At 65.9% G+C, this 22,803-nt stretch carries 22 protein-coding genes and 1 pseudogene; 10 read left to right on the top strand and 13 right to left on the bottom strand.

Annotation, left to right across the window (positions count from 1 at the left end):
* Nucleotides 1-200 precede the first annotated feature (200 nt).
* Nucleotides 201-932: a polysaccharide deacetylase family protein gene (locus FDW83_RS10170; RefSeq protein ID WP_138137978.1), complete on the top strand. Its 732-nt coding sequence runs from the start codon at nucleotides 201-203 to the stop codon at nucleotides 930-932.
* Between the two features lie 60 nt (nucleotides 933-992).
* Here the strand turns inward: FDW83_RS10170 and pabB are convergent, their stop codons facing one another.
* The 6 genes from pabB to FDW83_RS10140 form a co-directional block, all read right to left on the bottom strand.
* Entirely contained in the window at nucleotides 993-3,092 is a 2,100-nt protein-coding gene (gene pabB / locus FDW83_RS10165) for an aminodeoxychorismate synthase component I (protein WP_138137977.1), read from the bottom strand.
* 16 nt (nucleotides 3,093-3,108) lie between these two features.
* Nucleotides 3,109-3,231: a type B 50S ribosomal protein L36 gene (gene ykgO, locus FDW83_RS10160; RefSeq protein ID WP_138137976.1), complete on the bottom strand. Its 123-nt coding sequence runs from the start codon at nucleotides 3,229-3,231 to the stop codon at nucleotides 3,109-3,111.
* Between the two features lie 67 nt (nucleotides 3,232-3,298).
* Nucleotides 3,299-4,384 carry a GTP-binding protein gene (locus tag FDW83_RS10155; protein WP_138137975.1) on the bottom strand — a complete coding sequence of 362 codons (1,086 nt, stop codon included), beginning with the start codon at nucleotides 4,382-4,384 and terminating at the stop codon, nucleotides 3,299-3,301.
* A 53-nt stretch (nucleotides 4,385-4,437) separates the two neighbouring features.
* Nucleotides 4,438-4,977 carry a low molecular weight protein-tyrosine-phosphatase gene (locus tag FDW83_RS10150; RefSeq protein ID WP_138137974.1) on the bottom strand — a complete coding sequence of 180 codons (540 nt, stop codon included), beginning with the start codon at nucleotides 4,975-4,977 and terminating at the stop codon, nucleotides 4,438-4,440.
* A gap of 137 nt (nucleotides 4,978-5,114) precedes the next feature.
* Nucleotides 5,115-5,738, bottom strand: coding sequence for a LysE family transporter (locus FDW83_RS10145; protein ID WP_138137973.1), 624 nt, complete (start codon nucleotides 5,736-5,738; stop codon nucleotides 5,115-5,117).
* A gap of 66 nt (nucleotides 5,739-5,804) precedes the next feature.
* Entirely contained in the window at nucleotides 5,805-6,623 is an 819-nt protein-coding gene (locus FDW83_RS10140) for a methyltransferase domain-containing protein (RefSeq protein WP_138137972.1), read from the bottom strand.
* 60 nt (nucleotides 6,624-6,683) lie between these two features.
* Between FDW83_RS10140 and FDW83_RS10135 the strand changes: the two are divergent.
* From FDW83_RS10135 to FDW83_RS10100, 8 genes and pseudogenes are all read left to right on the top strand, one after another.
* Nucleotides 6,684-7,334 (top strand): annotated as a pseudogene (locus tag FDW83_RS10135) (MMPL family transporter); the annotation flags it as partial.
* Nucleotides 7,335-7,434: 100 nt separating this feature from the next.
* Nucleotides 7,435-7,731, top strand: a complete 297-nt coding sequence (locus FDW83_RS10130) for a hypothetical protein (protein ID WP_138137971.1) — start codon at nucleotides 7,435-7,437, stop codon at nucleotides 7,729-7,731.
* Nucleotides 7,732-7,982: 251 nt separating this feature from the next.
* On the top strand, nucleotides 7,983-9,851 hold the full coding sequence (gene dnaK, locus FDW83_RS10125; RefSeq protein ID WP_138137970.1) for a molecular chaperone DnaK: 1,869 nt from the start codon (nucleotides 7,983-7,985) through the stop codon (nucleotides 9,849-9,851).
* Between the two features lie 2 nt (nucleotides 9,852-9,853).
* Nucleotides 9,854-10,522: a nucleotide exchange factor GrpE gene (locus tag FDW83_RS10120; RefSeq protein WP_138137969.1), complete on the top strand. Its 669-nt coding sequence runs from the start codon at nucleotides 9,854-9,856 to the stop codon at nucleotides 10,520-10,522.
* 82 nt (nucleotides 10,523-10,604) lie between these two features.
* Nucleotides 10,605-11,576 carry a DnaJ C-terminal domain-containing protein gene (locus tag FDW83_RS10115; RefSeq protein WP_138137968.1) on the top strand — a complete coding sequence of 324 codons (972 nt, stop codon included), beginning with the start codon at nucleotides 10,605-10,607 and terminating at the stop codon, nucleotides 11,574-11,576.
* 15 nt (nucleotides 11,577-11,591) lie between these two features.
* Nucleotides 11,592-12,017, top strand: coding sequence for a heat shock protein transcriptional repressor HspR (locus FDW83_RS10110; RefSeq protein WP_138137967.1), 426 nt, complete (start codon nucleotides 11,592-11,594; stop codon nucleotides 12,015-12,017).
* A gap of 162 nt (nucleotides 12,018-12,179) precedes the next feature.
* The gene (locus FDW83_RS10105) at nucleotides 12,180-12,566 is read left to right on the top strand and encodes a hypothetical protein (RefSeq protein ID WP_138138080.1); all 387 of its coding nucleotides are present in this window, start codon (nucleotides 12,180-12,182) and stop codon (nucleotides 12,564-12,566) included.
* Between the two features lie 285 nt (nucleotides 12,567-12,851).
* Nucleotides 12,852-13,088: a hypothetical protein gene (locus FDW83_RS10100; protein ID WP_138137966.1), complete on the top strand. Its 237-nt coding sequence runs from the start codon at nucleotides 12,852-12,854 to the stop codon at nucleotides 13,086-13,088.
* A 186-nt stretch (nucleotides 13,089-13,274) separates the two neighbouring features.
* Here the strand turns inward: FDW83_RS10100 and FDW83_RS10095 are convergent, their stop codons facing one another.
* From FDW83_RS10095 to FDW83_RS10070, 6 genes are all read right to left on the bottom strand, one after another.
* Complete coding sequence (locus tag FDW83_RS10095; protein ID WP_171027527.1) at nucleotides 13,275-14,075, bottom strand: HpcH/HpaI aldolase/citrate lyase family protein; 801 nt, start codon at nucleotides 14,073-14,075, stop codon at nucleotides 13,275-13,277.
* Nucleotides 14,060-14,845, bottom strand: a complete 786-nt coding sequence (gene hpaH, locus FDW83_RS10090) for a 2-oxo-hept-4-ene-1,7-dioate hydratase (protein ID WP_138137965.1) — start codon at nucleotides 14,843-14,845, stop codon at nucleotides 14,060-14,062. Before hpaH ends, FDW83_RS10095 begins: the two co-directional genes overlap by 16 nt.
* 3 nt (nucleotides 14,846-14,848) lie before the next feature.
* Complete coding sequence (gene hpaD / locus FDW83_RS10085) at nucleotides 14,849-15,940, bottom strand: 3,4-dihydroxyphenylacetate 2,3-dioxygenase (RefSeq protein WP_138137964.1); 1,092 nt, start codon at nucleotides 15,938-15,940, stop codon at nucleotides 14,849-14,851.
* A gap of 66 nt (nucleotides 15,941-16,006) precedes the next feature.
* Nucleotides 16,007-17,545, bottom strand: coding sequence for a 5-carboxymethyl-2-hydroxymuconate semialdehyde dehydrogenase (gene hpaE / locus FDW83_RS10080; protein ID WP_138137963.1), 1,539 nt, complete (start codon nucleotides 17,543-17,545; stop codon nucleotides 16,007-16,009).
* A 29-nt stretch (nucleotides 17,546-17,574) separates the two neighbouring features.
* Nucleotides 17,575-18,249: a GntR family transcriptional regulator gene (locus FDW83_RS10075; RefSeq protein WP_138137962.1), complete on the bottom strand. Its 675-nt coding sequence runs from the start codon at nucleotides 18,247-18,249 to the stop codon at nucleotides 17,575-17,577.
* Nucleotides 18,242-19,687, bottom strand: coding sequence for a fumarylacetoacetate hydrolase family protein (locus FDW83_RS10070; RefSeq protein WP_240720951.1), 1,446 nt, complete (start codon nucleotides 19,685-19,687; stop codon nucleotides 18,242-18,244). Before FDW83_RS10070 ends, FDW83_RS10075 begins: the two co-directional genes overlap by 8 nt.
* Nucleotides 19,688-19,952: 265 nt before the next feature.
* Between FDW83_RS10070 and FDW83_RS10065 the strand changes: the two genes are divergently transcribed.
* Entirely contained in the window at nucleotides 19,953-21,875 is a 1,923-nt protein-coding gene (locus FDW83_RS10065; RefSeq protein WP_138137960.1) for an FAD-binding monooxygenase, read from the top strand.
* On the opposite strand, the gene FDW83_RS10060 is transcribed toward FDW83_RS10065, so the two are convergent.
* Complete coding sequence (locus FDW83_RS10060) at nucleotides 21,848-22,702, bottom strand: prephenate dehydratase (RefSeq protein ID WP_138137959.1); 855 nt, start codon at nucleotides 22,700-22,702, stop codon at nucleotides 21,848-21,850. The two genes, FDW83_RS10065 and FDW83_RS10060, sit on opposite strands and share 28 nt — an antisense overlap.
* Between the last annotated feature and the right edge of the window lie 101 nt (nucleotides 22,703-22,803).

Raw genomic sequence — 22,803 nt, 5'->3', positions numbered from 1 at the left:
CCCGAGGGTGCTTCTTCCCGCATCGACCCTTGACGGCGCTTCCGGCAGGAGCTTACGCTGAGCGCATTCCGGAAATTACCGGAAACTCTCGTTATCCTCGCAGTGCTCCTCATCGCCTCCTGCCAGAGCGCCGACCTTCCGGCGTCCTCAGCGGACCCCGATGCCGTGTGCAGTGCCCGCGATGATCCGAAAGGACAGCAATGAAGCTCCCGATCCAACGCGCAGTCTCCCGGCGCCAGGCAACCCTCCCACTCGCTGCAGCTGCCCTTGCCCTGGCCGCCTCAGTTCCGGCGGGCCTTGCAGGGGCTCCAGCCGCCCAGGCGGACGCGGCAACTCCTGCCATCGTCGATTCCACAAGGCACGACGGCAAATACATCAGCCTTACGTTTGATGACGGGCCGGACCCGGTGACCACGCCCAGGCTGCTGGCTGTGCTGGAGAAACACCACGTCAAGGCAACGTTCTGCTTATGGGGGGACCACGTAAAGCAGCATCCGGAGATCGTGCGGCAGATTGCCGCCGCCGGACACCTGCTGTGCAACCACACCATGCATCACGACAACATGGGCACATGGAGTGCCAACGCCATCAGGGCGGATCTCCTGGAAACCAGCGCGGTCATCCGGGAAGCCGTTCCGGATGCGAAGATCGACTACTTCCGTGCCCCCTACGGAAGCTGGGGGCAGACACCCCAAGTGGCCGCCGAACTCGGCCTGCAGCCGCTCGGCTGGCAGCTGACCGTGAGCGATTGGGAGCCCCCGGGAACGCCAGAACTCGTGAGGCGGATCCGCGAAGGCATCACACCCGGCGGCGTAGTGCTCCTGCACGATGGTGGCGGCGACCGAACCCAAACAGTGGAGGCGGTGGACCAGGTCATCCCGGAGCTCAAGTCCGAAGGATGGAAGTTCGACCGTCCTGCCCGGCGCGGCTGACAATCCAGGTCCGGGCGGGTTGCGGCCGGCCCGCCCGGCGCTGCCCAACCCCGGGGACCGTCAGTCCTCGGGGAATGCGGCGCCCAGCGTCGAGAGGACGCCGTAGGCCTTGGTCCGGATTTCCTCGTACTCCTCGTCAGGAACGGAATCAGCGGTGATGGCCCCGCCGACCCCTAGCGAAAGTTCCGCGGTACCGTCGCCTTCGTCATTAATCACCAGGGTCCGGATGGCGACGGCGAGGTCGGTGGCCCCGTTCAGGGAGAAATATCCGATGGCGCCCGAGTAGACCCCGCGCGGGCCATCCTCCAGCCGGTCGAGGATCGCCATGGTGCTGATCTTCGGGGCGCCCGTCATGGAGCCCGCCGGGAAGCAGGCAGCCACCGCCTCCGCCCGCGATGATCCGGGCAGGAGGCGGGCATCGATGGTGCTGACCATCTGGTGCACGGTGGCATAGCTCTCGATGGCGCACAGCCTGCTCACCGTGACGGTCCCCGGGACGGCAAAGTGGCTGAGGTCGTTGCGCAGCAGGTCCACGATCATGATGTTTTCCGCCCGGTCCTTGAGGGAGATGGCCAGGTCCCTCCGCAGCCGCTCATCCTCCGCCGGGTCAGCAGCCCGGCGGCGCGTTCCCTTGATCGGCTCGGCGCGCATGCCGCCGTCGGACGCGATCTTGAGGAACCGCTCCGGCGACGTGCTCGCCACTGTCAGGGCACCAAGCCGCAGGAAACTTGCGAAGGGTGCGGGGTTCCGGCGGCGCAGTGCCAGGTAAGTGCGCCAGGGATCCATGGCATCAGCCGGAACCCGGGCCAACAGGGTAGTGGTGAGGCAGACTTCGTAGGTGTTGCCCTCTGCAATTTCGTGCTGCGAGGCGGCAATCTTCTTCCGGTAGGCGGTGCCGGTGTCCCGGCTGTAGAAGGCCGGAGCCGGTGAAAGCACGACGCCGGTGCTGCCGCCGGCATCCGCTGCTGCCTCTCCTGCAGCGTGCGCGCAGGCATTGTCCACGGCGCGCCGCGCGGACGCCAACCAGTCCTCGGCGTCGGGGGCTTCAAGGGCCAGGAGCCAGGTGGCGCCGTCGTGATGGTCCAGCACCACTGCCCGGCCGGCGAAAATCAGGGCGGCATCCGGGGTGTGCGCAGGCACGTCGGAACCGCCTGTTTCACGCTTCAATTCGTACCCCAGGCAGCCCAGCCAGCCTAGCGTGAACTGCCCCGGATAGCCATCAGGGGTGCGGACGGCCCGGCGGCCCCAGACTGAGTCGAGCCAGCGAAAGAACGGCCCGTCCACCCGGACGGTTGCCGAGCCGGCGCTGATCAGGCTTTCGCCCGACCGGTGTGTCACCGCCTGGCCAAAGCTGCCGGAATCGTCCGCCATGATGGTGAACCGGCTGCGTTCGGCGGCGGTCCTCGCGGCCTCTTCCTTGCCTGCTGCGCCGTCAGCTGTTGCCGCCGCGGATGCCGCGTTGGAGGAGTCCAGCCACACGGAGTTCGCCGATCCGCCGTACAGTGACCGGAACAGGGCCGGGGCGCCGGGTGTCCGGTCCAGCCGTTCCGCTGTGAGGCGGAGCCCCCGGCGGGCGGACAGTTCCGGGGCGAGGACCGGCGCCAGCGCGGGAAGGTAGGGGAGCAGCTTTAGCAGGTCAACCACGGCTGACCCGTCCGCGCGATTGAGTACACGGACCTCGGCGTGCTGCGGGACGTCGTCGCCCGCCAGCCATTCCTCTTCCTGCGCCGCCCACTGGTCCCAGTAGGGCGCATAGGTTGCACCGTCGCGCTCGAGGGCCCTCGTTTTCCGGACATCGTCCGGTGAATCGGCCCAGATGACCGCGGTTAGGAAGGGGCGGGCCCCGGCGGCGGCTGCCCCCACTCCCTCCACGATAACGATCTCTGCCGGCAGCGTGACCCGGGCGTCGCCGTCGTAATGGTTCTCCCAGTCCCAGCTGACCCAGGTTGCTGCCTCGCCGCGGCTCAGCGGGGTGAGGACGGTGGAAACATAGCGTTCGACGCCGGCCGCAAGGCCGTTCCAGCCGGGGTAGATGTCCTCGAGGTGGAACAGGGAGACCTTGTGGTGGACGCGCAACCGTGCGGCCAGTTCGACGGCGAGTGTGGTCTTCCCTGCGCCGGAGCGCCCGTCGATGGCGATAATGACGGGGGGTGGGCTCATATATTAGAGCGTACCGTTATCCCTGCCGGGCTTTCATCCGGGGATTCTTCTTGTTGATAACGAACGTCCTGCCCCGGCGCCGGACGATCTGGGCGCCCGGGATCTGCTTCAGTGCGCGCAGCGAGTTCCGTACCTTCATGATGGTTTCCTCCTTATTTATGTGTTCCTGGCGATGGTGGGTTGACGGGCCAACCCCGGAAGCCCGGTCAGCGGGCAGTGTCCAGCCCGAAGGGATCGTGCAGGTCCTCCCCGGAAGCCAGTTCGTCGTCAGTAAGTTCGCAGTTCCGCAGCAGCCGTTCGAACCCAGCCGGATCCAGATCCTCGCCGGTTGCAATGATGACGGTGGCCGCGGCCGGGGACGTCGCCTGGCCTTCGTGCTTTCCGTTCAGGTAGCTTTCCGGCCACTTGCCGACGTTTTCCAGCCACACACGGTTTCCGATGCCCTGGATGGCTATCCGGCATTCGGGGGCCGAAGCCATCCATAGTTGGCCCCGCAAGACGCAGCAGCTTGCCGCGAGGGTGCCCAGCGCCTGACGGAACCGGCCCGGATGCAGCGGCCGTTCCACCTGCTGGGACACTGTGATGAACGGGGAGCCTGTGGCTGCGGCCGCAGTTCTGTGGGGCTGGAAGGTGCCGGGGACAGTCCGCTGTACAGCTTCCGCGTAGTGATGCGAGCCGTGATGAACGGCGGCAGCATCCGAAGCGATGGCCGCATGCGGGGCCAGTTCCCGGATCAGATGCAGGCCGCGGTCCCGTCCTGCCGGATCCGACGGGACAATCTCCGGCTCCGCGAGCAGGACCGTGTCCGCGAACACGAGTTCCCCCAGCAGGAATTCACCGGCTGTCCGCTCGTCATCGGGCACGGGGGTGAAGCCGGACTCGAACAGCGTGTGTGCATCCCGGATATGGTCCTCCATCGCGTCGGGTGCACACGCGACGATGACCGAGGAGACCCTTGCTTCACTGCGAAGCCCGTGGCTAAGTGCGGACACGGCCGCTGCGGCAGGAACTGCAGGGGGCAGTCCGACGATGACCGGTCCCTGCCCGGCCTGGATCAGCCGCTCGAGGCTCGGCGCCAGGTCCAGCCGCACGGCGCAGCTGAGGCAGCCGTGCTCCAGCAGGGTTTCGTCCCGGTCCATAACACCGGTGCTGTTGTAGACGCGGCGGATGACACGGCCGTTCTCAAGCAGGTCATAAAAAACCACCGCACTGCCAGGATGGGATGCGGCCAGGCCTTCACACGCCTCCTGACGGCAGAGGGCATCAAGGGAACTAACGACGATGAGGTCCATGAGGACACTCTAGTTGAGAACGATTCTCAACTACAAAAGGAGGCTGGTGGCGCCTAGCTTCCCTGCCGCTGCAGCTCTGCGGGGCTCCCTACTGCTGCCTTGATGTGGTCCACGATCCCGGGGATGGCCGCATGGATCTGGCGCCACACAATGTCGAAGTCCGCCTGCCCGCCATACCATGGGTCTTCAATGCCCTGGTCCAGGAGGTCGCGGCCTGCCATGGCGGGATCGAAGCTGCGGAGCATGCGGATCTTGCCCAGTGATTCGCCATCGGGGGCCGCTTCACTCAGCCAGGCGTGGTGGTCAATGTCCAAAGCGAGGATCAGGTCCCGCTGGCGGAACCACTCCGGAAGCCATTCGCGTGCGATGTGCAGTTCGGAGGCGAGCTGGATTGCCGCCAGGCGGCGGGCCGCACGGGGGTCGATGGGGCGCCCGGCTTCGTAGCCGGTAGTGCCGGCCGAATCGACTTCCACCAGGCCGTCAAGCCCTTCGCGCTCGAGGGCCGCCTTCAGCATGACTTCGGCCATGGGCGAGCGGCAGATGTTGCCCGTGCAGACGGCAATGACGCGATATGGGCTCGGCGCTGAGTTCATAGTGCTAAGCATGCGCGCCACGTACGCCCCTTGGCTAGCGGCGCTTTCACATTACTTGACTGTTTTGTAAAAATGCATGACTTCCCCGGCGAAGGGGTATGTAGCAGGGTTTGAACGTTTGTACATGCCAAGCCGTGTCAGTGCATCAGTGCCAGCAGGATGCCCACGGCGACGAACAGCACCCCGAACACCTTGCTGAGTACCAGTTGGCCCCGGGGCGTCTGGGTGAAGCGCTGGAAGGATCGGGCCGCGGCGGCAAAGAAGAACCACATCACCAGGATGTCGATGGCCACGATAGTGGCAGTCAGCACTGCGTACTGCGGAAAGAGCGGCTGCCCGGGCCGGATGAACTGCGGAGTGAAGGCGAGGAAGAAGACGATGGCTTTGGGGTTCAGCAGATTGACCCAGAAGCCCCGCCTGAAAATTGACCAGGCCGGCTCATTCTGCCGCGCTGCCGCTTGGTCCTCTTCCACGTTCGGGTTGCTGAGGAACTGCCGGATGCCCAGGTAGATCAGGTAGGCGGCACCGGCGTACCTGATCACGTTGAACACAGCCGGCGAGCTGGCCACTAGGACGCCCACGCCCAGCGCCACGATCACCACGTGCAGCACCAAGGCTGCCTGCTGCCCCAGGATTCCCCAGATGGAGCGGCGGAAGCCGGCATTGAGCGAGTTGCTCATGGTGTTGATGGCTCCCGCGCCCGGGGTGAAACTGATCAGGGCGCCGGCGCCGGCCAAGGCCAGCCAAAGGGAGAACTGCACCCAAACATCCTAGTGCCGGCGCGGCGCAAGGTTTGACGCCGGCTGAACCCCTGGAGCCGGGGGAGGCTAGGCCCGAGCGACGACCTCGCCGTTGGGGATCAGGAACCAGCCGTCGTCGGTGGAGCCCCAGCGGTGCCATCCGGCGGACATGCGGGCGAGGTCGGCCGGGCTTGCGAACCCGTACTCCAGCGCCTGCTCCGCGAAGGCGGAGTGCAAAACCCGCTCGCCCCAAACCCTTGCCTGCCAGCGCCGCTGCTGCCCCGTGGCGTAAAGCCAGTTGCTGCTGGTGGGTGCAACATCCGTGAAACCCGCTGACTGGACCCAGCTGACCAGCCGCCGCCCGGCGTCGGGCTCTGCTCCGTTGCGCCGCGCGATGCGCTGGTACAGCTCCATCCACTCATCTAGCTCGGGAATTGCCGGGTACCAGCTCATGCCATGGAAGTCGGCGTCGCGGACGGCAACGATGCCGCCCGCCTTTGCAACGCGGCGCATCTCGCGCAGGGCTTCGACGGGGTCGGTGAGGTGCTGCAGTACCTGGTGGGCATGGACGACGTCGAACGTCTCGTCCTCGAACTCCAGGCCGTAGATGTTCCCCGCCATGAATTCGACGTTGGAGACTTCACGTTCGACGGCGAGTTCCTTGGCCTGGGCGATGATGTCCGGCGAGCGGTCCAGGCCTGTAACCCTGCCGGGGTTTACGAGGGCGGCGAAGTCGCAGGTGATGGTCCCGGGACCGCAGCCGACGTCGAGCAGGTCCGCGCCCGGGGTCAGGTGCGGCAGGACAAACGCGGCGGAATTCTCGGCGGTCCTGGCGGCATGGGCGCGGACCACCGACTCGTGGTGGCCATGCGTATAGACATCTTCTTCAGGCTGCTGCGCACTCATAACCAAACGCTACCCCTAACAATGCAGCCCTAACTGTCATTTTGGGTGCTCAAAGAGTCAGCGGGGGCGCTGGTGGGCGGTGTCACGGCAACGGCCCTGGACACCAACACCACGGCCCAGCGCGACCTGGTGATCATCATCCCCGTGGTCCTGGGGGTGATCCTCTTTATCCTGATGCTGTTGCTGCGGTCCGTCGTGGCGCCGGTCCTGCTGGTGCTCTCGGTGGTGCTGTCCTACGCCGCGGCCATGGGAGTTTCCGCGCTGGTCTTCAACAACGTCCTGGGTTTCCCGGGCGCCGACGCCACCGTTCCGCTGTTCGGGTTCGTCTTCCTGGTTGCCCTGGGCGTGGACTACAACATCTTCCTGATGAGCCGCGTCCGCGAGGAGTCCCTGCAGCACGGCACCCGGCCGGGCATCCTCCGCGGCCTGGGCGTGACCGGCGGGGTGATCACGTCCGCCGGCGTAGTGCTGGCCGCCACGTTCGCCGCGCTGGGCGTCATTCCCATCATGTTCCTGGTGCAGCTGGCCTTCATCGTGGCCTTCGGCGTCCTGCTGGACACCGTCCTGGTGCGCTCGCTGCTGGTGCCGGCGCTGGCCTACGACATCGGGCCGAAGATCTGGTGGCCCGGCAAGCCCGCCAGGCCTGGCGTTTCTTCGGAGGTCCGGGGCGCCGCTGACCGGGAGGTCGCAGTGGTTCCCAGCGGACGGTAGCTCAGGCTTCGTGGCAAAAGTCCCTCTGTTGACTCGACTTGCTGGTGGATAGACTGCCTGTGCGCCCGGACGGACGCGGAACTCAAAGGAGAGATGCCTTATGACTGAGAATCCCGAAATCCCCGGCGAAGAGGCGCGGAGGGGCAGCAGCGCCCCCGGCCTTGAAGGCGAGGGAGGCCAGTACGTTGACGGCGATTACGGCGATGCCGGTTCCGTCGAATCCCCTGCCGCAAACCTCGAGGACGGCGAATATCCGGACGGCGACTACGGCGACGCAGGTGCCGGCGGAGAAGCGCGAGCGGAGGACGGCATCCGCGAGCGCTTGACCGACGGCCAGGTCAACACCACAGCCGACGAGCGCGGCCCGCTGCACGGTGGCCCGGACGCTGAAAGGTAGGCCGGACGCGGCAAAAGCAGCCCGGCGGCAGGTTCTCCCACAGCGAAACGGAGAACCGCCGTCGGGCTTTCTTTTGCCTTTGGGCCGCGCCAACACAAGGAAGTCGAGGTGGGTTTCAGTGTCCAAACGAAGAAGTTGAGCGTACTCGACTCAACTTTGGATTGACATCTATTCCGGCGTGAGTAGAGTTGAGTGCAGAACGCTCAATTAGCGGGCGCACCCAAGTTTCCAAGGAAAGAAGGAAGCAACACATGTCACGTGCAGTAGGTATCGACCTCGGAACCACCAACTCCGTCGTCTCCGTTCTCGAAGGTGGCGAGCCCACCGTTATTGCCAACGCCGAGGGTGGCCGCACCACGCCGTCGGTTGTTGCATTCTCCAAGTCCGGCGAAGTCCTGGTCGGCGAAATCGCCAAGCGCCAGGCCGTCAACAACATCGAGCGCACCATCGCTTCCGTCAAGCGCCACATGGGCACCGACTGGAAGGTGGACATCGACGCCAAGAAGTACACGCCGCAGGAAATCTCCGCGCGTATCCTCATGAAGCTGAAGAACGACGCCGAGTCCTACCTGGGCGAAAAGGTCACCGACGCCGTCATCACCGTCCCGGCGTACTTCAACGACGCCGAGCGCCAGGCCACCAAGGAAGCCGGCGAAATCGCAGGCCTGAACGTCCTGCGCATCGTCAACGAGCCCACCGCCGCGGCACTCGCCTACGGCCTGGACAAGGGCAAGGAAGACGAACTCATCCTGGTCTTCGACCTGGGCGGCGGTACCTTCGACGTCTCCCTGCTGGAAGTCGGCAAGGACGAAGACAACTTTTCCACCATCCAGGTCCGCGCCACCGCCGGTGACAACCGCCTCGGCGGCGACGACTGGGACCAGCGCATCGTTGAATACCTGCTGAACCAGCTCAAGGTCAAGGGCATCGACCTCTCCAAGGACAAGATCGCCCTGCAGCGCCTCCGCGAAGCAGCCGAGCAGGCCAAGAAGGAACTGTCCTCCTCCACCAGCACCAACGTGTCGCTCCAGTACCTGTCCGTCACCCCCGACGGCCCGGTCCACCTGGACGAGCAGCTGACCCGCGCCAAGTTCCAGGACCTCACCAAGGACCTGCTCGAGCGCACCAAGAAGCCGTTCCACGACGTCATCAAGGAAGCCGGCATCAAGCTGTCCGACATCAACCACATCGTGCTGGTGGGTGGTTCCACCCGTATGCCCGCCGTCTCCGAGCTGGTCAAGGAACTGGCCGGCGGCAAGGAGCCGAACAAGGGCGTCAACCCGGACGAGGTTGTGGCCGTTGGTGCAGCCCTGCAGGCAGGTGTTCTGAAGGGTGAGCGCAAGGACGTCCTCCTCATCGACGTCACCCCGCTGTCCCTCGGCATCGAAACCAAGGGCGGCGTGATGACGCACCTGATCGAGCGCAACACGGCCATCCCCACCAAGCGGTCCGAAACCTTCACCACGGCAGACGACAACCAGCCGTCCGTGGCCATCCAGGTCTTCCAGGGCGAGCGCGAGTTCACCCGCGACAACAAGCCGCTGGGCACGTTCGAACTGACCGGCATCGCACCGGCCCCGCGTGGCATCCCGCAGATCGAGGTCACCTTCGACATCGACGCCAACGGCATCGTCCACGTGTCCGCAAAGGACAAGGGCACGGGCAAGGAACAGTCCATGACCATCACCGGCGGCACCGCCCTCTCCAAGGAGGACATCGACCGCATGGTCCGGGACGCCGAGGAGCACGCAGCCGAGGACAAGGCCCGCCGCGAGGCAACCGACACCCGCAACAGCGCCGAGCAGCTCGCCTACTCCGTGGACAAGCTGATCGCCGACAACGCCGACAAGCTGCCCGAAGAGGTCAAGACCGAGGTCCAGGCCGACGTCGACGACCTCAAGAAGGCCCTGGAAGGCACCGACGACGCCGCTGTGAAGTCCGCCTTCGAGAAGCTGCAGGCTTCCCAGACCAAGCTGGGCGAGGCCATCTACGCCCAGGCCGGTTCGCCCGACGGCGCCACCGGTGCTGCAGGTGCCGACGGCGCAGCCGGCGCGGGTGCCAAGGCTGACGAGGACATCGTCGACGCCGAAATCATCGACGAAGACGAAGCGAAGAAGTAACCATGCCGCACCACGGTAACGAGGAAGAGCACATCTCATCCGCGAACCAGGAGGGGAAGGCCAACGGCCAGGAACCGGTCATCCGGGACAACCGCAAGGTTGATCCGGTGACCGGCCAGGCCCGGCACCCGGAGGGCGGCCAGACTGCTCCGGAGGCCGACGCGGATTCCGACGGCGACGCGCTCGCCCAGGCCGAGGAGATCCTCAACGGCATGGACGTGCCCGCGGCGGAATCCGTGGCCCAGGGTACCTCCAGCGCCGAGGCAGCCGAGCTTAAGAACGACCTCCTCCGCCTGCAGGCAGAGTACGTCAACTACCGCAAGCGCGTTGAACGCGACCGCGCCGTCGCTGGGGAAATGGCCGTCATCGGCGTCCTGAACTCCCTGCTGCCGGTGCTGGACGACGTCGACGCCGCCCGGCAGCACGGCGACCTCGCCGATGGACCCTTCGCCGCGATCGCCACCAAGCTGGAGAACGCGCTGAAGACCTACGGCCTGGTCCGCATCGACGAAACCGGCGTGGAGTTCGATCCGACCATCCACGAGGCCCTGATCCAGCAGCCCGGCGAGGACATCGAGGTTGACACCGTCAGCCAGGTGCTCCGCTCCGGCTACAAGTCAGGCGAACGCGTCCTCCGCGCAGCACAGGTCATCGTCGCGGTACCTGCGTAGCATTACCTCGGCTGTTGAGCTTGTCGAAACCCGGTTTCGGCAAGCTCAACCACCGATCCATAACTTTTGAAAGGAAACGCCATTGGCTAGCCAGGATTGGGTAGACAAGGACTTTTACAAGATCCTTGGTGTTGCCAAGGACGCTTCCGACGCCGATATCAAGAAGGCTTACCGGAAGCTGGCCCGCGAGCACCACCCTGACAAGAATCCGGGGAACACCGCTTCCGAAAAGAAGTTCAAGGACATCTCCGAGGCCTATTCGGTGCTCTCGGATCCCGACGAGCGCCAGCAGTACGACGCCATCCGCGCCATGGGCAGCGGTGCCCGTTTTGCTCCCGGCAGCGCCGGTGCCGGCAACGGCGGGTTCGAGGACCTGTTCGGCGGCCTGTTCACGGGCAACACCGGCCGCCACGCCGGCGGGTTCAACCCCTCCGCGGGCGGCATCCCGCCGGAGTTCGCCGACCTCTTTGGCGGCGGCTTCGGGCAGACCGGCTTCCAGCGTGGACCGCAGAAAGGCGCGGACCGCACCGCGACCACCAGCATTTCGTTCGCCGGCGCCATCCGCGGCACCACCATTGGCCTGCGCGAGCCCAGCGGTGACGTCATCGACGTCCGCATTCCCGCCGGCATCAAGGATGGGCAGAAGGTGCGTGTCCGCGGCAAGGGCCAGGCCGGCGCGGCCGGCAACGGCGACCTGGTGGTGTCCGTCTCGGTCCAGCCCCATCCCTTTTACACGCGCGACGGCGACAACCTCCGCATCCACGTCCCCGTCACCTTTCCCGAGGCTGCGCTGGGCGCCGACATCGAGGTGCCCACCATCGACGGCGAAAAGGTGCGGGTCCGCGTTCCGGCCGGGACGCCGTCGGGCCGTACCCTCCGGGTCAAGGGCAAAGGCGTGAAGACCTCGAAGGCCACTGGCGACCTGCTGGTGACCATCGACGTCGCCGTTCCCAAGAACCTGAACAAGGAAGCCGAGGCTGCCGTCAAGGCCTTCGCCGAGGCGACGTCCGGCGCCGACGTCCGGGAGGGCCTTGCCGCCAAGGCCCGGCTCTAGCAGGGAAGGTGTGCCGTGGACATCAACGCTGACCAGCCGATCTTCGTGATTTCCGTGGCGGCCGAGCTGGCCGACATGCACCCCCAGACCCTCCGCCAGTACGACCGGCTGGGCATCGTCAGGCCCAGCCGGGCGCCCGGGAAATCGCGCCGGTACTCCCAACGGGACGTCAACATGCTCCGCGAGGTGCAGCGGCTGTCCCAGGAAGGCGTCTCGCTGGAAGGGATCAAGCGCATCCTGGAACTCGAGAACCAGGTGGCGGCCCTGCAGCAGCGCGTGTCAGAACTGACGGAGGAACTCGAACGCCGGCCGAAGCCTTTCGACTCCCGCATCTTCGCCGCAGGCGCGGCAGGTGATGTGGTGAGCCTTGCCCGCGGCCAGCGCCCCCGCCCAAGGTCCCAGGCCGTGGTGCTCTGGCGGCCCCGGGCGATCGGGCAATAAGTACTCCGCCAACGGGCCGGCAAAAATTCGAGTACCCGCTACTCGTGTCTCTTGAACCCCCGGAAACTTCAATGGAACCACCGCTGGATCAGCAGTGGTTCCAAGTTTCTGGGGGTTTTCCATGTGTGGTTCTCAACGCAAGGCCCGGCCGTGAGCCCGGGAATGGAGGCAGTGGCCGCGTTCAGCGGCTCCGTCCCTGGCCAGGTGCTGTTGGCGATCGGGCAGACCATCGTGGTGGTGTGCGTCTGCTTCGACATGGTCCGCGCGCTGTCCGTGCCACGGTCGCACCGCCGCTACGTGGCCAGCACGGTCTTCCGCACCCTTGCCGTCCCGTCCATCATTGCCAACGGCATTACCGTGCTTATTGCCCTGGTGGTGGCGTCCTGGGTGGACGTGGTCATGGGGATGTTCGTGCTCGTGGCGATCATCTTCCGGCTGCACCACGACAAGGACGAGGACAACTGGTGGAAGGGCAAGGGCAAGAAGCTGGCCCGCTGGGCCCGCCGCCAGTTCGCAGGTCGGACCACCGCCGCCCCGGCCATGGGGTAATCCCCAACAGCATCGGGAGCCCGGCACTGCGGGACGGGATGCCGGGTTCCCGGTCCATCCTGCCGTGACATTGACCACCTTATTGTGAACTTCTCAGATTAAGCCCTAGAATTAATACCAGGCCGGCGAAGCCCTCGAAAAACCGCCGGGTGAATCCTCCCCGGATCCAGGCAAACCAATCCCACCGAACATTCGACAGCGAATACCACGCCTTTTGCTGCCACCAGGCCGCTCAGGTGTTGGGCGTTCGGCGCCGCCGCCATCCCAGAAACGCAGGAGAACACCATGACTTTGCAGTCCGAGCTCATTGAAGTCCGCCCAACAGCAGCTTCCGGCATCCCTCTCGGGGGCAGCTACATTACCCTCCCCGCCCACTTGGAGGCTGCCCCCCGGAGCCAGGGCAGCTATGTCACACTGCCCGGAACCCGGTCCGCAAGCGGCAGCAGGGCCCAGGGTACGTACGTGACACTTCACGCGGCCCCGGCCGGGAAGACGGAGATCAGCTACACCCGCGTTGGCTGACCCATCTGAAAAGCGCCTGCCATCCCTGTGTATCAGGGGTGGCGGGCGCTTTTGTTTTGCGCAGCGTCACGCCGGGCATGTTTTTGCACAATGTCCGACGGCGGAACCTCGGGTTTCCGCGGCTTCGTCGCCGGGAGTGGGCCGGAAAGCGTGCTGTGCGTGACACCGGGGTTGCTGCTGCCCGGTTCAGTAGCTGGGTTTGCCGCCGCCGGCCGGCTTCACATATTGGGCGGCGAGGGCTTCGGAGCCCCTCGCCAGGAGGGCGACGTCGGCGCCAACCAGGATGAAGTTGGCGCCGTGGTCCAGGTAATGCTGAGCCGTATCAGGGTTGAAGGCGTTCACGCCCGCGGGCTTGCCGGCTGCCCTGGCGGCTTCCAGGCAGTGTTCGACGGCGGCGCGCACCTCGTGGTGTTCCTGCTGGCCAAGCAGCCCCTTGGACGCGGCGAGGTCCGACGGGCCGATGAAGACCGCGTCCACCCCGTCGACCTTGAGGATGTCCTCCACAGCCTGAACGGCCGCAGTGGATTCGATCTGAACGGTGACGCTGATGGTTTCGTTGGCGCGGGCGAGGTAGTCCGGGACGCGGTTCCAGCGGGCGGCCCTGGCCAGGGCGGAGCCCACGCCGCGGACGCCCTGCGGCGGGTACCGGGTGGCGGCCACCGCGGCCTCGGCTTCGGCGACGGAGTTGACCATGGGAAGCAGCAGGTTCTGCACGCCCAGGTCCAGGTACTGTTTGATCACCACGGTGTCGTTCACCGGCGGCCGGACCATGGTGTGCACCGGGTAGGCGGAGATGGCCTGGAGCTGGGCGACGATGGATTCGAGTCCGTTGGGGCTGTGCTCAGCGTCCACCAGCAGCCAATCCAGGCCGGACCCGGCGCAGATCTCGGCGACCAGCGGGCTGCCGGAGCACACCCACATCCCGGCCAGCGGCCGGTTCGCTTGAGCCAAAGCGGAACGGAAGGTGTCTTCTATTCGAAGCGGCATGTCACTGCTCCCAGGGGTCCGTAGTCGGCGTGGACGGTGTCGCCTTTGTAGGCCCAGAGCGGGCGGGTGAAGGACCCGGCGAGGATGATGTCCCCGGCTTTGAGCGAGTCGCCGTGGGCGGCGATCTTGTTCGCGAGCCAGTGCACCCCGTTGGCCGGATGGTCCAGGACCCCGGCGGCCACCCCGGTCTCTTCCACTGTCTGGTTCTTGTAGAGGATGGCGGAGACCCAGCGCAGGTCCACGGCGTCGGGCTTTACCGGGCGGCCGCCAATGATCATGGCACCCATGGCAGCGTTGTCCGAGATGGTGTCCACGATGGTCCGGCCCTTCATCTCAATCCGGGAGTCCAGGATCTCCAAGGCCGGGACCACGTAGTCGGTGGCCTTCAGGACGTCGAAGATGGTGACGCCGGGGCCTTTGAGCCCGTCCTTCAGAACGAACGCGAGCTCCACCTCCACCCGCGGATGGGTGTACTTGTCCCATTCCACGGTGCAGCCGGTTTCCAGCACCATGTCGTCGAAGATGGCGCCATAATCGGGCTCGGTGATGCCGGTGGCGTCCTGCATGGCCTTGGACGTGAGGCCGATTTTCCGCCCCACCAGGGTCCTGCCGGCTTCCTCGTTCCGGCGCCGCCACAACTGCTGCACGGCGTAGGAGTCCTCCACCGTCATGTCCGGGTAGCGGGCGGTCAGCAGCGGGACAGGGGTGCGGGTCCTGCCGGCTTCCAGCAGCTCGTCGGCGATGGCCTCAATCGTCCTCGGCTCGAGCATTGGTTAGACCTGCGCTCCCAGCTTGAAACCCACAGCGTCTTTGCCTGCTGCCGCGTCCTCGGGCTTGCGGGTGTAGGAGAAGCCGTCGGCGCCGACTGTCACTGCCATCTCGGACTTCTCCTCGCGTTCGATGACGGGTTGCGGGGTGCCGTCGAGGTCCAGGACCAGGGAGGCTTCGGTGTACCAGGACGGGACCACGGGGTTGCCCCACCAGTCGCGGCGCTGGTTGTCATGGACGTCCCAGGTGATGGTGGGGTTGTCGGGGTCGCCGGTGTAGTAGTCCTGGGTGTAGATCTCTATGCGGTGCCCGTCCGGGTCGAGGATGTAGAGGTAGAAGGCGTTGGACACGCCGTGCCGGCCGGGGCCACGTTCGATCCGGTCGCTGATGCGCAGGGCGCCCATCTTGTCGCAGATTTGGATGATGTTGTGCTTCTCGTGGGTGGCGAACGCGACGTGGTGCATGCGCGGGCCGTTGCCGCCGGTCAGCGCGGTGTCATGGACGGTCTGCTTGCGGTGCATCCAGGCGGCGTAGGTGACGCCGTCGGAGTCCTTGATGTCCTCGGAGACGCGGAAGCCCAGGTCCTCGAGGTACTTGCGGCCGCGCGGAACGTCCGGGGTGACCTGGTTGAAGTGGTCCAGGCGGACCAGCTCACCGGCGGAGTAGAGGTCGTAGCGCTGGGTGAGGCGCTCCACGTGCTCCACCTCGTAGAAGAACTCGTACGGGAAGCCCAGCGGGTCCTCGACGCGGACGGAGTCGCCGACGCCCTTGGTGAAGCCTTCCTTGCGGCGCTCCACCCTGCACCCCAGTTCGCGGTAGTAGGCTTCGGCGGCGTCCACCTCCGCGGGGGACTTCACCCGGTACGCGAAGGCGGCGACGGCGGCGACCGGTCCCTCGCGGAGCACCAGGTTGTGGTGGATGAACTCCTCCAGGGAGCGCAGGTAGATCGCTTTTTCGTCTTCCTCGGTGACGTGCAGGCCCAGGACGTCCACGTAGAACCCGCGGGATTTGGCGAGGTCGGTGACCACGATCTCCATGTAGGCGCAACGGACGATGTCCGGAGCCGGGACGGTGGGGGTGGGAACGAAGTTGGTCATTTGGAGTCTCTCTTCTTTGAAAGGTTTGGAAAAGTACGACGGCGGCAGGCGGCTTGGGTGCCTGGTTTAGCCTTCGTTGGTTGCGGACGCTTCGATGCTGCCGAACTTGGGGGTGTGGACAGTCCCGAGGGTGATGTGCACGGCCTGCTGGTCGGTGTAGAAGTCGATGGAGCGGTAACCGCCCTCGTGGCCCAGTCCGGAGGCCTTGACGCCGCCGAACGGGGTGCGCAGGTCGCGGACGTTGTGGCTGTTCAGCCACACCATTCCGGCTTCGACGTTCTGGGAGAAGTTGTGCGCGCGGGTCAGGTTCTGGGTCCAGATGTAGGCGGCGAGGCCGTACTTGGTGTTGTTCGCCAGGGCGAGGGCCTCGTCGTCGTTCTCGAACGGGGTGATGGCCACGACGGGTCCGAAGATTTCCTCCTGGAAGATCCGGGCATCGGGGGCGACGTCGGCGAACACGGTGGGTGCGATGTAGTTGCCTTCGGGCAGGTGGTCGGGGCGGCCGCCGCCGGCCAGGAGCCGGCCTTCGGACTTGCCGATCTCCACGTAGGAGGCCACCTTTTCGTAGTGCTCGGGGTGGACCAGGGCACCCACCTGGGTCTTGGGGTCGTGCGGGTCGCCGACCACGATGTTCTTTGCCCGGGCGGCGTACTTTTCGCAGAACTCGTCGTAGATAGCCCGCTCGACGAGGATCCGGGAGCCGGCGGTGCAGCGTTCTCCGTTGAGGGAGAAGACACCGAACAGGGCCGAGTCGATGGCGGCGTCCAGGTCGGCGTCGGCGAACACCACACACGGAGACTTTCCGCCGAGCTCCATGGACAGGCCCTTGAGGCTGGCGGCGGCGTTCCGGAAGATCGTTTGGCCGGTGGTGGTCTCGCCGGTGAAGGAAATCAGCGGCACGTCCGGGTGCTTGACCAGGGCGTCTCCGGCTTCTTCGCCCAGGCCGTTGACCAGGTTAAAGACGCCGTCGGGCAGGCCGGCTTCCTTGAAGATGGTGGCCCAGAGCGAGGCGGAGAGCGGGGTGAACTCGGCCGGCTTGAGGACCACGGTGTTGCCGGTGGCCAGGGCCGGGGCGAGCTTCCAGGACTCGAGCATGAACGGGGTGTTCCACGGGGTGATCAGGCCTGCGACACCGATCGGCTTGCGGTTCACGTAGTTGATCTGTGAGCCGGGGACCTTCATGGCGTCGTCGAACTGGGCCACGATCAGGTCCGCGAAGAAGCGGAAGTTCTCCGCCGCGCGGAGGGCCTGGCCCTTGGCCTGGGTGATCGGCAGGCCGGTGTCGAAGGTCTCGAGTTCGGCGAGCCGGGCTTCCTGGGCCTCGACGGCGTCGGCGATCCGGTTGAGGATGCGGGCACGCTCACGAGGCTTCATTTTCGGCCAGGGGCCGCTGGTAAACGCTTCGCGGGCGGCGGCGACGGCGAGATCGATGTCCTCTTTCTGCCCGGCCGCGGCGGTGGCGTAGTTCCGGTTGGACACGGGATCCAGCACGTCGAAGGTCTTGCCGGAGACCGAATCAACGAACTGGCCGTTGATGTAGTGCTGGATGTGCGTGGGCAGATCCTGCGGCACGTAGTGGGTGGTGCTTTCGGTGGAGGTCGTCATCGTTGAGGTCCTTTTTGGTGCTGTGCTGACTAACGGGTGTGGGCGAGGTAGGCGTCAAGGGTGGTGGCCCGGTGCCGGCGGGCTGCTTTTTCGATGGTGTCGGCGTCGGCTCCGGTTTCGATGAGCTGGAGCAGGTTTTCGTGTTCGTCCACGGAGTCCCGGGCGCGGCCGGGGACGAAGCGGAACGTGGAGGAGCGCAGTGAGGCGAGCCGGTTCCAGCCGCGGTGCACCAGGTCCAGGATGTGCGGGTTTGGGCAGTGCTCGAACAGGACCGAGTGGAAGTCCTGGTTGAGCCGGGTGAAGCGGACCGGATCAAAGTGGTCCAGGCACTCGCGCATCTCCTCGTTCACCGCCCGCGCCCGCGCGATCGCCGCGGGATCGATCAGCGGCGCCGACAACGCCGTGGCTGCACCTTCCACGATGCTCAGGGTCTGCATGGTGTAGAGGTATTCGGTGGGGTCGATCCCGGCCACGGTGGCGCCGACGTTTCGTTCGAATGTCACCAGGCCCTCGGCCTCGAGCCGGCGGATTGCCTCGCGAACCGGGACCACGCTGAAGCCCAGGTCCTTGGCGATGGTGCCCAGGACCAGCCGGTAGCCGGGGGTGTAGGTGCCCTCGACAATCCGGGCCTTCACGGCCCGGTACGCCTGCTCCGCTTTGCTGCCGGCAGGGGTGGTGGAGATGTCGGCCACGGTTTTAGCCATAGGTTTTGCCCGCTTCCCATTCCTTGTATTTGGCCTGCCATTCGGCGTTCATGGGGTAGAGACCGTCCACGCTGTTGCCCTGCTTGACCATCTCGAAGATGAAGACCTCTTCCTTTTCCTGCCGGATGCAGTCATCGGCCAGTTCATCGGCGATGGCCGGCGGGATCACCAGGATCCCGTCGGCGTCGGCGACGATGATGTCGCCGGGCTGGACGGTGGCTCCGCCGCAGGCGATGGTGATGTCCGTATCCCACGGCACGTGGCGGCGGCCCAGCACTGCCGGGTGCGGGTTCGCGAACCAGGTAGGCATCTCCAGGCCGGCCACGGCGGTGTAATCGCGGACCCCGCCGTCGGTGATGATGGCAGCGGCGCCGCGGACCTGGGCGCGCAAGGCGAGAATGTCCCCAACCGTGCCGGTGCCCTTTTCGCCGCGGGCTTCCATGACCAGGATTTCGCCCTCATTGACGGAGTCGATGGCCTTTTTTTGGGCGTTGAACCCGCCGCCGTGGGTCTTGAAGAGGTCCTCGCGGTTGGGGACATAGCGCAGGGTCCGGGCCAGGCCCACTACCTTCCGGTCCGGGCGGGTGCCCTGCAGCCCATCGATGCTGACGTTGTTCAGGCCGCGCTTGCGCAGCTGCGAGGACAGGGTGGCGGTCGCCACGGATTCCAGCTTGGCCTTCAGCTCAGGAGAGAGCGCACTGGCCGGAGCGGGAAGCCCCGCTGCCTCACGGGAGCCATAGGCTTCCTCCCGCTGCAGGTCATCAACCTTGGGCCGGGCGCCAAAGTCCGCGAACGGCGTCGTGCCTTCCTCAACAGTGGTCACCAGCCGCCCGGTGGCCAGGCCGCCATCCACCGTACCCACCTCAACTTCGAGGACGTCGCCCGGCTTGGCAACCGAGGCGCCGGCCGGGGTGCCGGTGAGGATGATGTCCCCCTCCTCAAGGGTGAGCAGCTGGGAGAGGTCCGCCACCAGCCGGGCGAACGGGAAGAGCAGGTCTTCGGTGGTGTCGTCCTGGACCAGGTCGCCGTTGTGCCAGGTGCGGATGCGCAGTCTGGCGGGGTCGACGGCGTCCGCCGGGATCAGGGCCGGACCCACCGGAGTGAACCCGTCCCCGCCCTTGGACCGGACGTTTGAGCCCTTGTCCGCGTACCGCAGGTCGTAGACGCCAAGGTCGTTGCTGGCAGTGACGGCGGCGACGTGGCTCCACGCGTCCTCGATCCCCACCCGACGGGCGCCCTTGCCGATCACCAGGGCAATCTCGCCCTCGTAACCCAGCAGCTCACACCCGGCAGGGCGTTCCACCGAGCTGCCGCTCACCGCAAGGGAGCTGGACGGCTTGAGGAAATAGGACGGCTGGGCAGGGGTGCGTCCGCGCTGCGCAGCCCGACTGGGGTAGTTGATATGCACCGCTACCACCTTGCGTGCCGCTGCCAGCATGTCCTCGTTGACCTGCTCCAAAGTCTTCTCCCAAGGAAGTACAAAATCGTATACGATCACTATTCGCTTGTCCCGCGGGTTCGTCAAGCCCGACTTCTCCGAACGGGCCAGCGGCAGTGCTGCGCAGGAAATGTGGGCCCCTTGTCGGGTCCGTCACATCGGGCGTACAGTGGATGCCACATCAAGCGCTTTCGAATATCGAATCCGGTGTTCTTTTATAGAACACGCTAGCCGGTAGCCACCCACAATGAAGTGAGGAAATTCCGTGCAGTTCCACCACCACGGCTACGTATCCGGTGACCCAAGGGTCAAGCCGGCCGCCGGCGTCGGCCTCAACCGCCCTGAAGAACTTCCCGAGGAAGTCGACGTGCTCATCGTGGGCACCGGCCCGGCGGGGATGCTGGCCGCCGCGCAACTGTCGATGTTCCCCGGCGTCACCACCCGCATTATCGAGCGCCGGCCGGGAAGGCTTTCTATCGGCCAGGCCGACGGCATCCAGGCGCGCAGCGTCGAAACCTTCCAGGCCTTCGGCTTCGCGGAGCGGATCATCGCCGAGGCGTACCGGATCACGGAGATGGCCTTCTGGAAGCCGGACCCGGCGAACCACGCCAATATCATCCGTACCGCCCGTGCTGTTGACGACGAGACAGGCATCAGCGAGTTCCCGCACCTCATCGTGAACCAGGCCCGCGTGCTGGACTACTTCGCCGAGTTTGCTGCGAACTCGCCCTCGCGGCTCAAGCCGGATTATGGCTACGATTTCCAGGGCCTCGAAGTCGCGGACGGCGGCGAGTACCCGGTCACCGTGACCCTCCTGCACACGGCGGGGCCGAACGAAGGGCAGCAGAGGACCGTCCGCGCCAAGTTTGTGGTGGGGGCGGATGGTGCGCGGAGCAAGGTCCGGCAGGCGATCGGCTGCACCATGGCCGGTGACCAGGCAAACCACGCCTGGGGTGTGATGGACGCGCTTGCCGTCACCGACTTCCCGGATATCCGGACCAAATGCGCCATCCAGGGAGAAAAGGGCAGCATCCTGCTGATCCCGCGTGAAGGCGGGCACCTGTTCCGGATGTACGTGGACCTGGGCGAGGTGGATCCTGCCACCCACCATGCCGTGCGCAACACCTCCATCGACGAGATCATTGCCAAGGCGAATGCCATCCTGCACCCCTACACGCTGGATGTCCGGAACGTGGCGTGGCACAGCGTCTACGAGGTGGGCCACCGGCTGACGGACAGGTTCGACGACGTCCTGCCGGAGGACCGCGGCACCCGCACACCCCGCGTTTTCATCGCCGGCGATGCCTGCCATACCCACAGCGCCAAGGCCGGCCAGGGCATGAACGTGTCCATGCAGGACGGCTTCAACATCGCCTGGAAGCTGGGCCATGTCCTCGAGGGCCGCAGCCCCGAGAGCCTGCTGTCCACGTACTCGGCGGAACGCCAGGTGGTGGCCCGGAACCTGATCGATTTCGACAAGCAGTGGTCAGCGATGATGGCCAAGAAGCCCGAGGAGTTCGAGGACCCGTCGGAGCTGGAGGAGTTCTACGTCCGCACCGCCGAGTTTCCGGCCGGGTTCATGACCCAGTACGCACCGTCCCTGATTATTGGCAGCGACGACCATCAGGACCTGGCGGCCGGATTCCCCATCGGCAAGCGCTTCAAGTCGGCGCCGGTGGTGCGGGTGGCCGACACCAACCCCATCCACCTCGGCCACCACGCCACGGCGGACGGCCGCTGGCGGATCTACGTCTTCGCAGACGCCGCGCTGCCGGGCACGAACTCAGCCACGGACAAGCTCGCTGAGTGGTTCGCGGCCTCGCCGGAATCGCCGCTGGCCGCAACGCCGCCGGACGCTGATCCGGACGCCTGGTTCGATCTGAAGGTGGTCTACCAGCAGCCGCACACGGGACTGGACATTGGCAAGGTGCCGCCCGTGTTCAAGCCGCAGGTGGGCCCGTTCAAGCTGACGGACTACGAGAAGGTCTACGGCACGGATCCGAACGCGGACATCTTCGACCTGCGCGGGCTGGACCGCAACGGCGTCGTTGTGGTGGTCCGCCCCGACCAGTACGTCGCGAATGTCCTGCCGCTCACGGCTACCACGGAGCTGGGCGCGTTCTTCGCCCCGCTCCTGAAGGCCGCGCCACCCTCACCGCCTCAGGCCGTGGCAGCCGCTGCCCGGTAGTCCGCCGCGGCGTACACGCCGAGGATCCGCACCTCGGTGGTGAAAAAGTCCAGTTCCTCCAGGGCCAGCTTCAGCGGCAGGTCCTCGGGGTGGCCCTCGACGTCGGCCATGAACATGGTGGCCGCGAACTCGTTGCCCACCATGTAGCTCTCCAGCCGGGTCATGTTCACGCCGTTCGTGGCGAACCCGCCCAGGGCCTTGTACAGGGCGGACGGTACGTTGCGGACGCGGAACACAAAGCTGGTGACGGTCGGTCCGGGAAGCTCCTCCCGGGCCGGCAGCTCCGCTTCGCGGGCCAGGACCACAAAGCGGGTGGTGTTGGAGGGATCGTCCTCAACCCTGGAAGCCAGCACCTCCAGGCCGTAGATCTCGGCGGCCAGCGGGGGAGCGAGGGACAGCTTGCGGGGATCGTTCCACTCGGCCACTTCCCGGGCGGACCCGGCGGTATCACCGGCGATCACCGGCTTGAGGTTATGGTCGCGGATCAGCTTGCGGCACTGGCCCAGGGCGTGGATGTGGCTGTGGACCTCGGTGGCGGCCTCGATGGTGCTGCCGGGGATGCCCAGCAGGTCGAAGTGGATGGGCAGGAAGTATTCGCCCACGATCTGCAGGTTGGACTGCGGCAGCAGGATATGGATATCCGCCACCCGGCCGGCGATCGAGTTCTCGATCGGGATCATGGCCAGCTCCGCCTCGCCGCTGGACACCAGCTCGAACGCGTCCTCAAAGCTGGCGCACGGAACGCTATCCATGTCCGGGAACATTTGCTGGCAGGCAATATTGGAGTTGGCGCCGGGCTCACCCTGGTACGCAATCTTTTGGGGCATGGTCCGTATGGTTTCACGCTCCGCCCCCACCCGCCCAACTGGGTCGCAGTTAACGTCGCGAAAACACGGTTTCACGACGTTAAGTGCGAGTTAGTTGGGTG

Source organism: Pseudarthrobacter sp. NamE2 (assembly GCF_005796205.1).
GTDB lineage: Bacteria > Actinomycetota > Actinomycetes > Actinomycetales > Micrococcaceae > Arthrobacter.
The sequence above is the reverse complement of the archived record's forward strand: the minus strand, read 5'-3'. Positions and strand labels throughout refer to the sequence as shown.

Excerpts from the sequence above, each read along its gene's own strand:
- FDW83_RS10170 (WP_138137978.1), top strand. The coding sequence starts at position 201 with ATGAAGCTCCCGATCCAACGCGCAGTCTCCCGGCGCCAGGCAACCCTC.
- pabB (WP_138137977.1), bottom strand. The coding sequence starts at position 3,092 with ATGAGCCCACCCCCCGTCATTATCGCCATCGACGGGCGCTCCGGCGCA.
- ykgO (WP_138137976.1), bottom strand. The coding sequence starts at position 3,231 with ATGAAGGTACGGAACTCGCTGCGCGCACTGAAGCAGATCCCGGGCGCC.
- FDW83_RS10155 (WP_138137975.1), bottom strand. The coding sequence starts at position 4,384 with ATGGACCTCATCGTCGTTAGTTCCCTTGATGCCCTCTGCCGTCAGGAG.
- FDW83_RS10150 (WP_138137974.1), bottom strand. The coding sequence starts at position 4,977 with ATGAACTCAGCGCCGAGCCCATATCGCGTCATTGCCGTCTGCACGGGC.
- FDW83_RS10140 (WP_138137972.1), bottom strand. The coding sequence starts at position 6,623 with ATGAGTGCGCAGCAGCCTGAAGAAGATGTCTATACGCATGGCCACCAC.
- FDW83_RS10130 (WP_138137971.1), top strand. The coding sequence starts at position 7,435 with ATGACTGAGAATCCCGAAATCCCCGGCGAAGAGGCGCGGAGGGGCAGC.
- dnaK (WP_138137970.1), top strand. The coding sequence starts at position 7,983 with ATGTCACGTGCAGTAGGTATCGACCTCGGAACCACCAACTCCGTCGTC.
- FDW83_RS10120 (WP_138137969.1), top strand. The coding sequence starts at position 9,854 with ATGCCGCACCACGGTAACGAGGAAGAGCACATCTCATCCGCGAACCAG.
- FDW83_RS10105 (WP_138138080.1), top strand. The coding sequence starts at position 12,180 with ATGGAGGCAGTGGCCGCGTTCAGCGGCTCCGTCCCTGGCCAGGTGCTG.
- FDW83_RS10100 (WP_138137966.1), top strand. The coding sequence starts at position 12,852 with ATGACTTTGCAGTCCGAGCTCATTGAAGTCCGCCCAACAGCAGCTTCC.
- FDW83_RS10095 (WP_171027527.1), bottom strand. The coding sequence starts at position 14,075 with ATGCCGCTTCGAATAGAAGACACCTTCCGTTCCGCTTTGGCTCAAGCG.
- hpaH (WP_138137965.1), bottom strand. The coding sequence starts at position 14,845 with ATGCTCGAGCCGAGGACGATTGAGGCCATCGCCGACGAGCTGCTGGAA.
- hpaD (WP_138137964.1), bottom strand. The coding sequence starts at position 15,940 with ATGACCAACTTCGTTCCCACCCCCACCGTCCCGGCTCCGGACATCGTC.
- hpaE (WP_138137963.1), bottom strand. The coding sequence starts at position 17,545 with ATGACGACCTCCACCGAAAGCACCACCCACTACGTGCCGCAGGATCTG.
- FDW83_RS10075 (WP_138137962.1), bottom strand. The coding sequence starts at position 18,249 with ATGGCTAAAACCGTGGCCGACATCTCCACCACCCCTGCCGGCAGCAAA.
- FDW83_RS10070 (WP_240720951.1), bottom strand. The coding sequence starts at position 19,687 with ATGCTGGCAGCGGCACGCAAGGTGGTAGCGGTGCATATCAACTACCCC.
- FDW83_RS10060 (WP_138137959.1), bottom strand. The coding sequence starts at position 22,702 with ATGCCCCAAAAGATTGCGTACCAGGGTGAGCCCGGCGCCAACTCCAAT.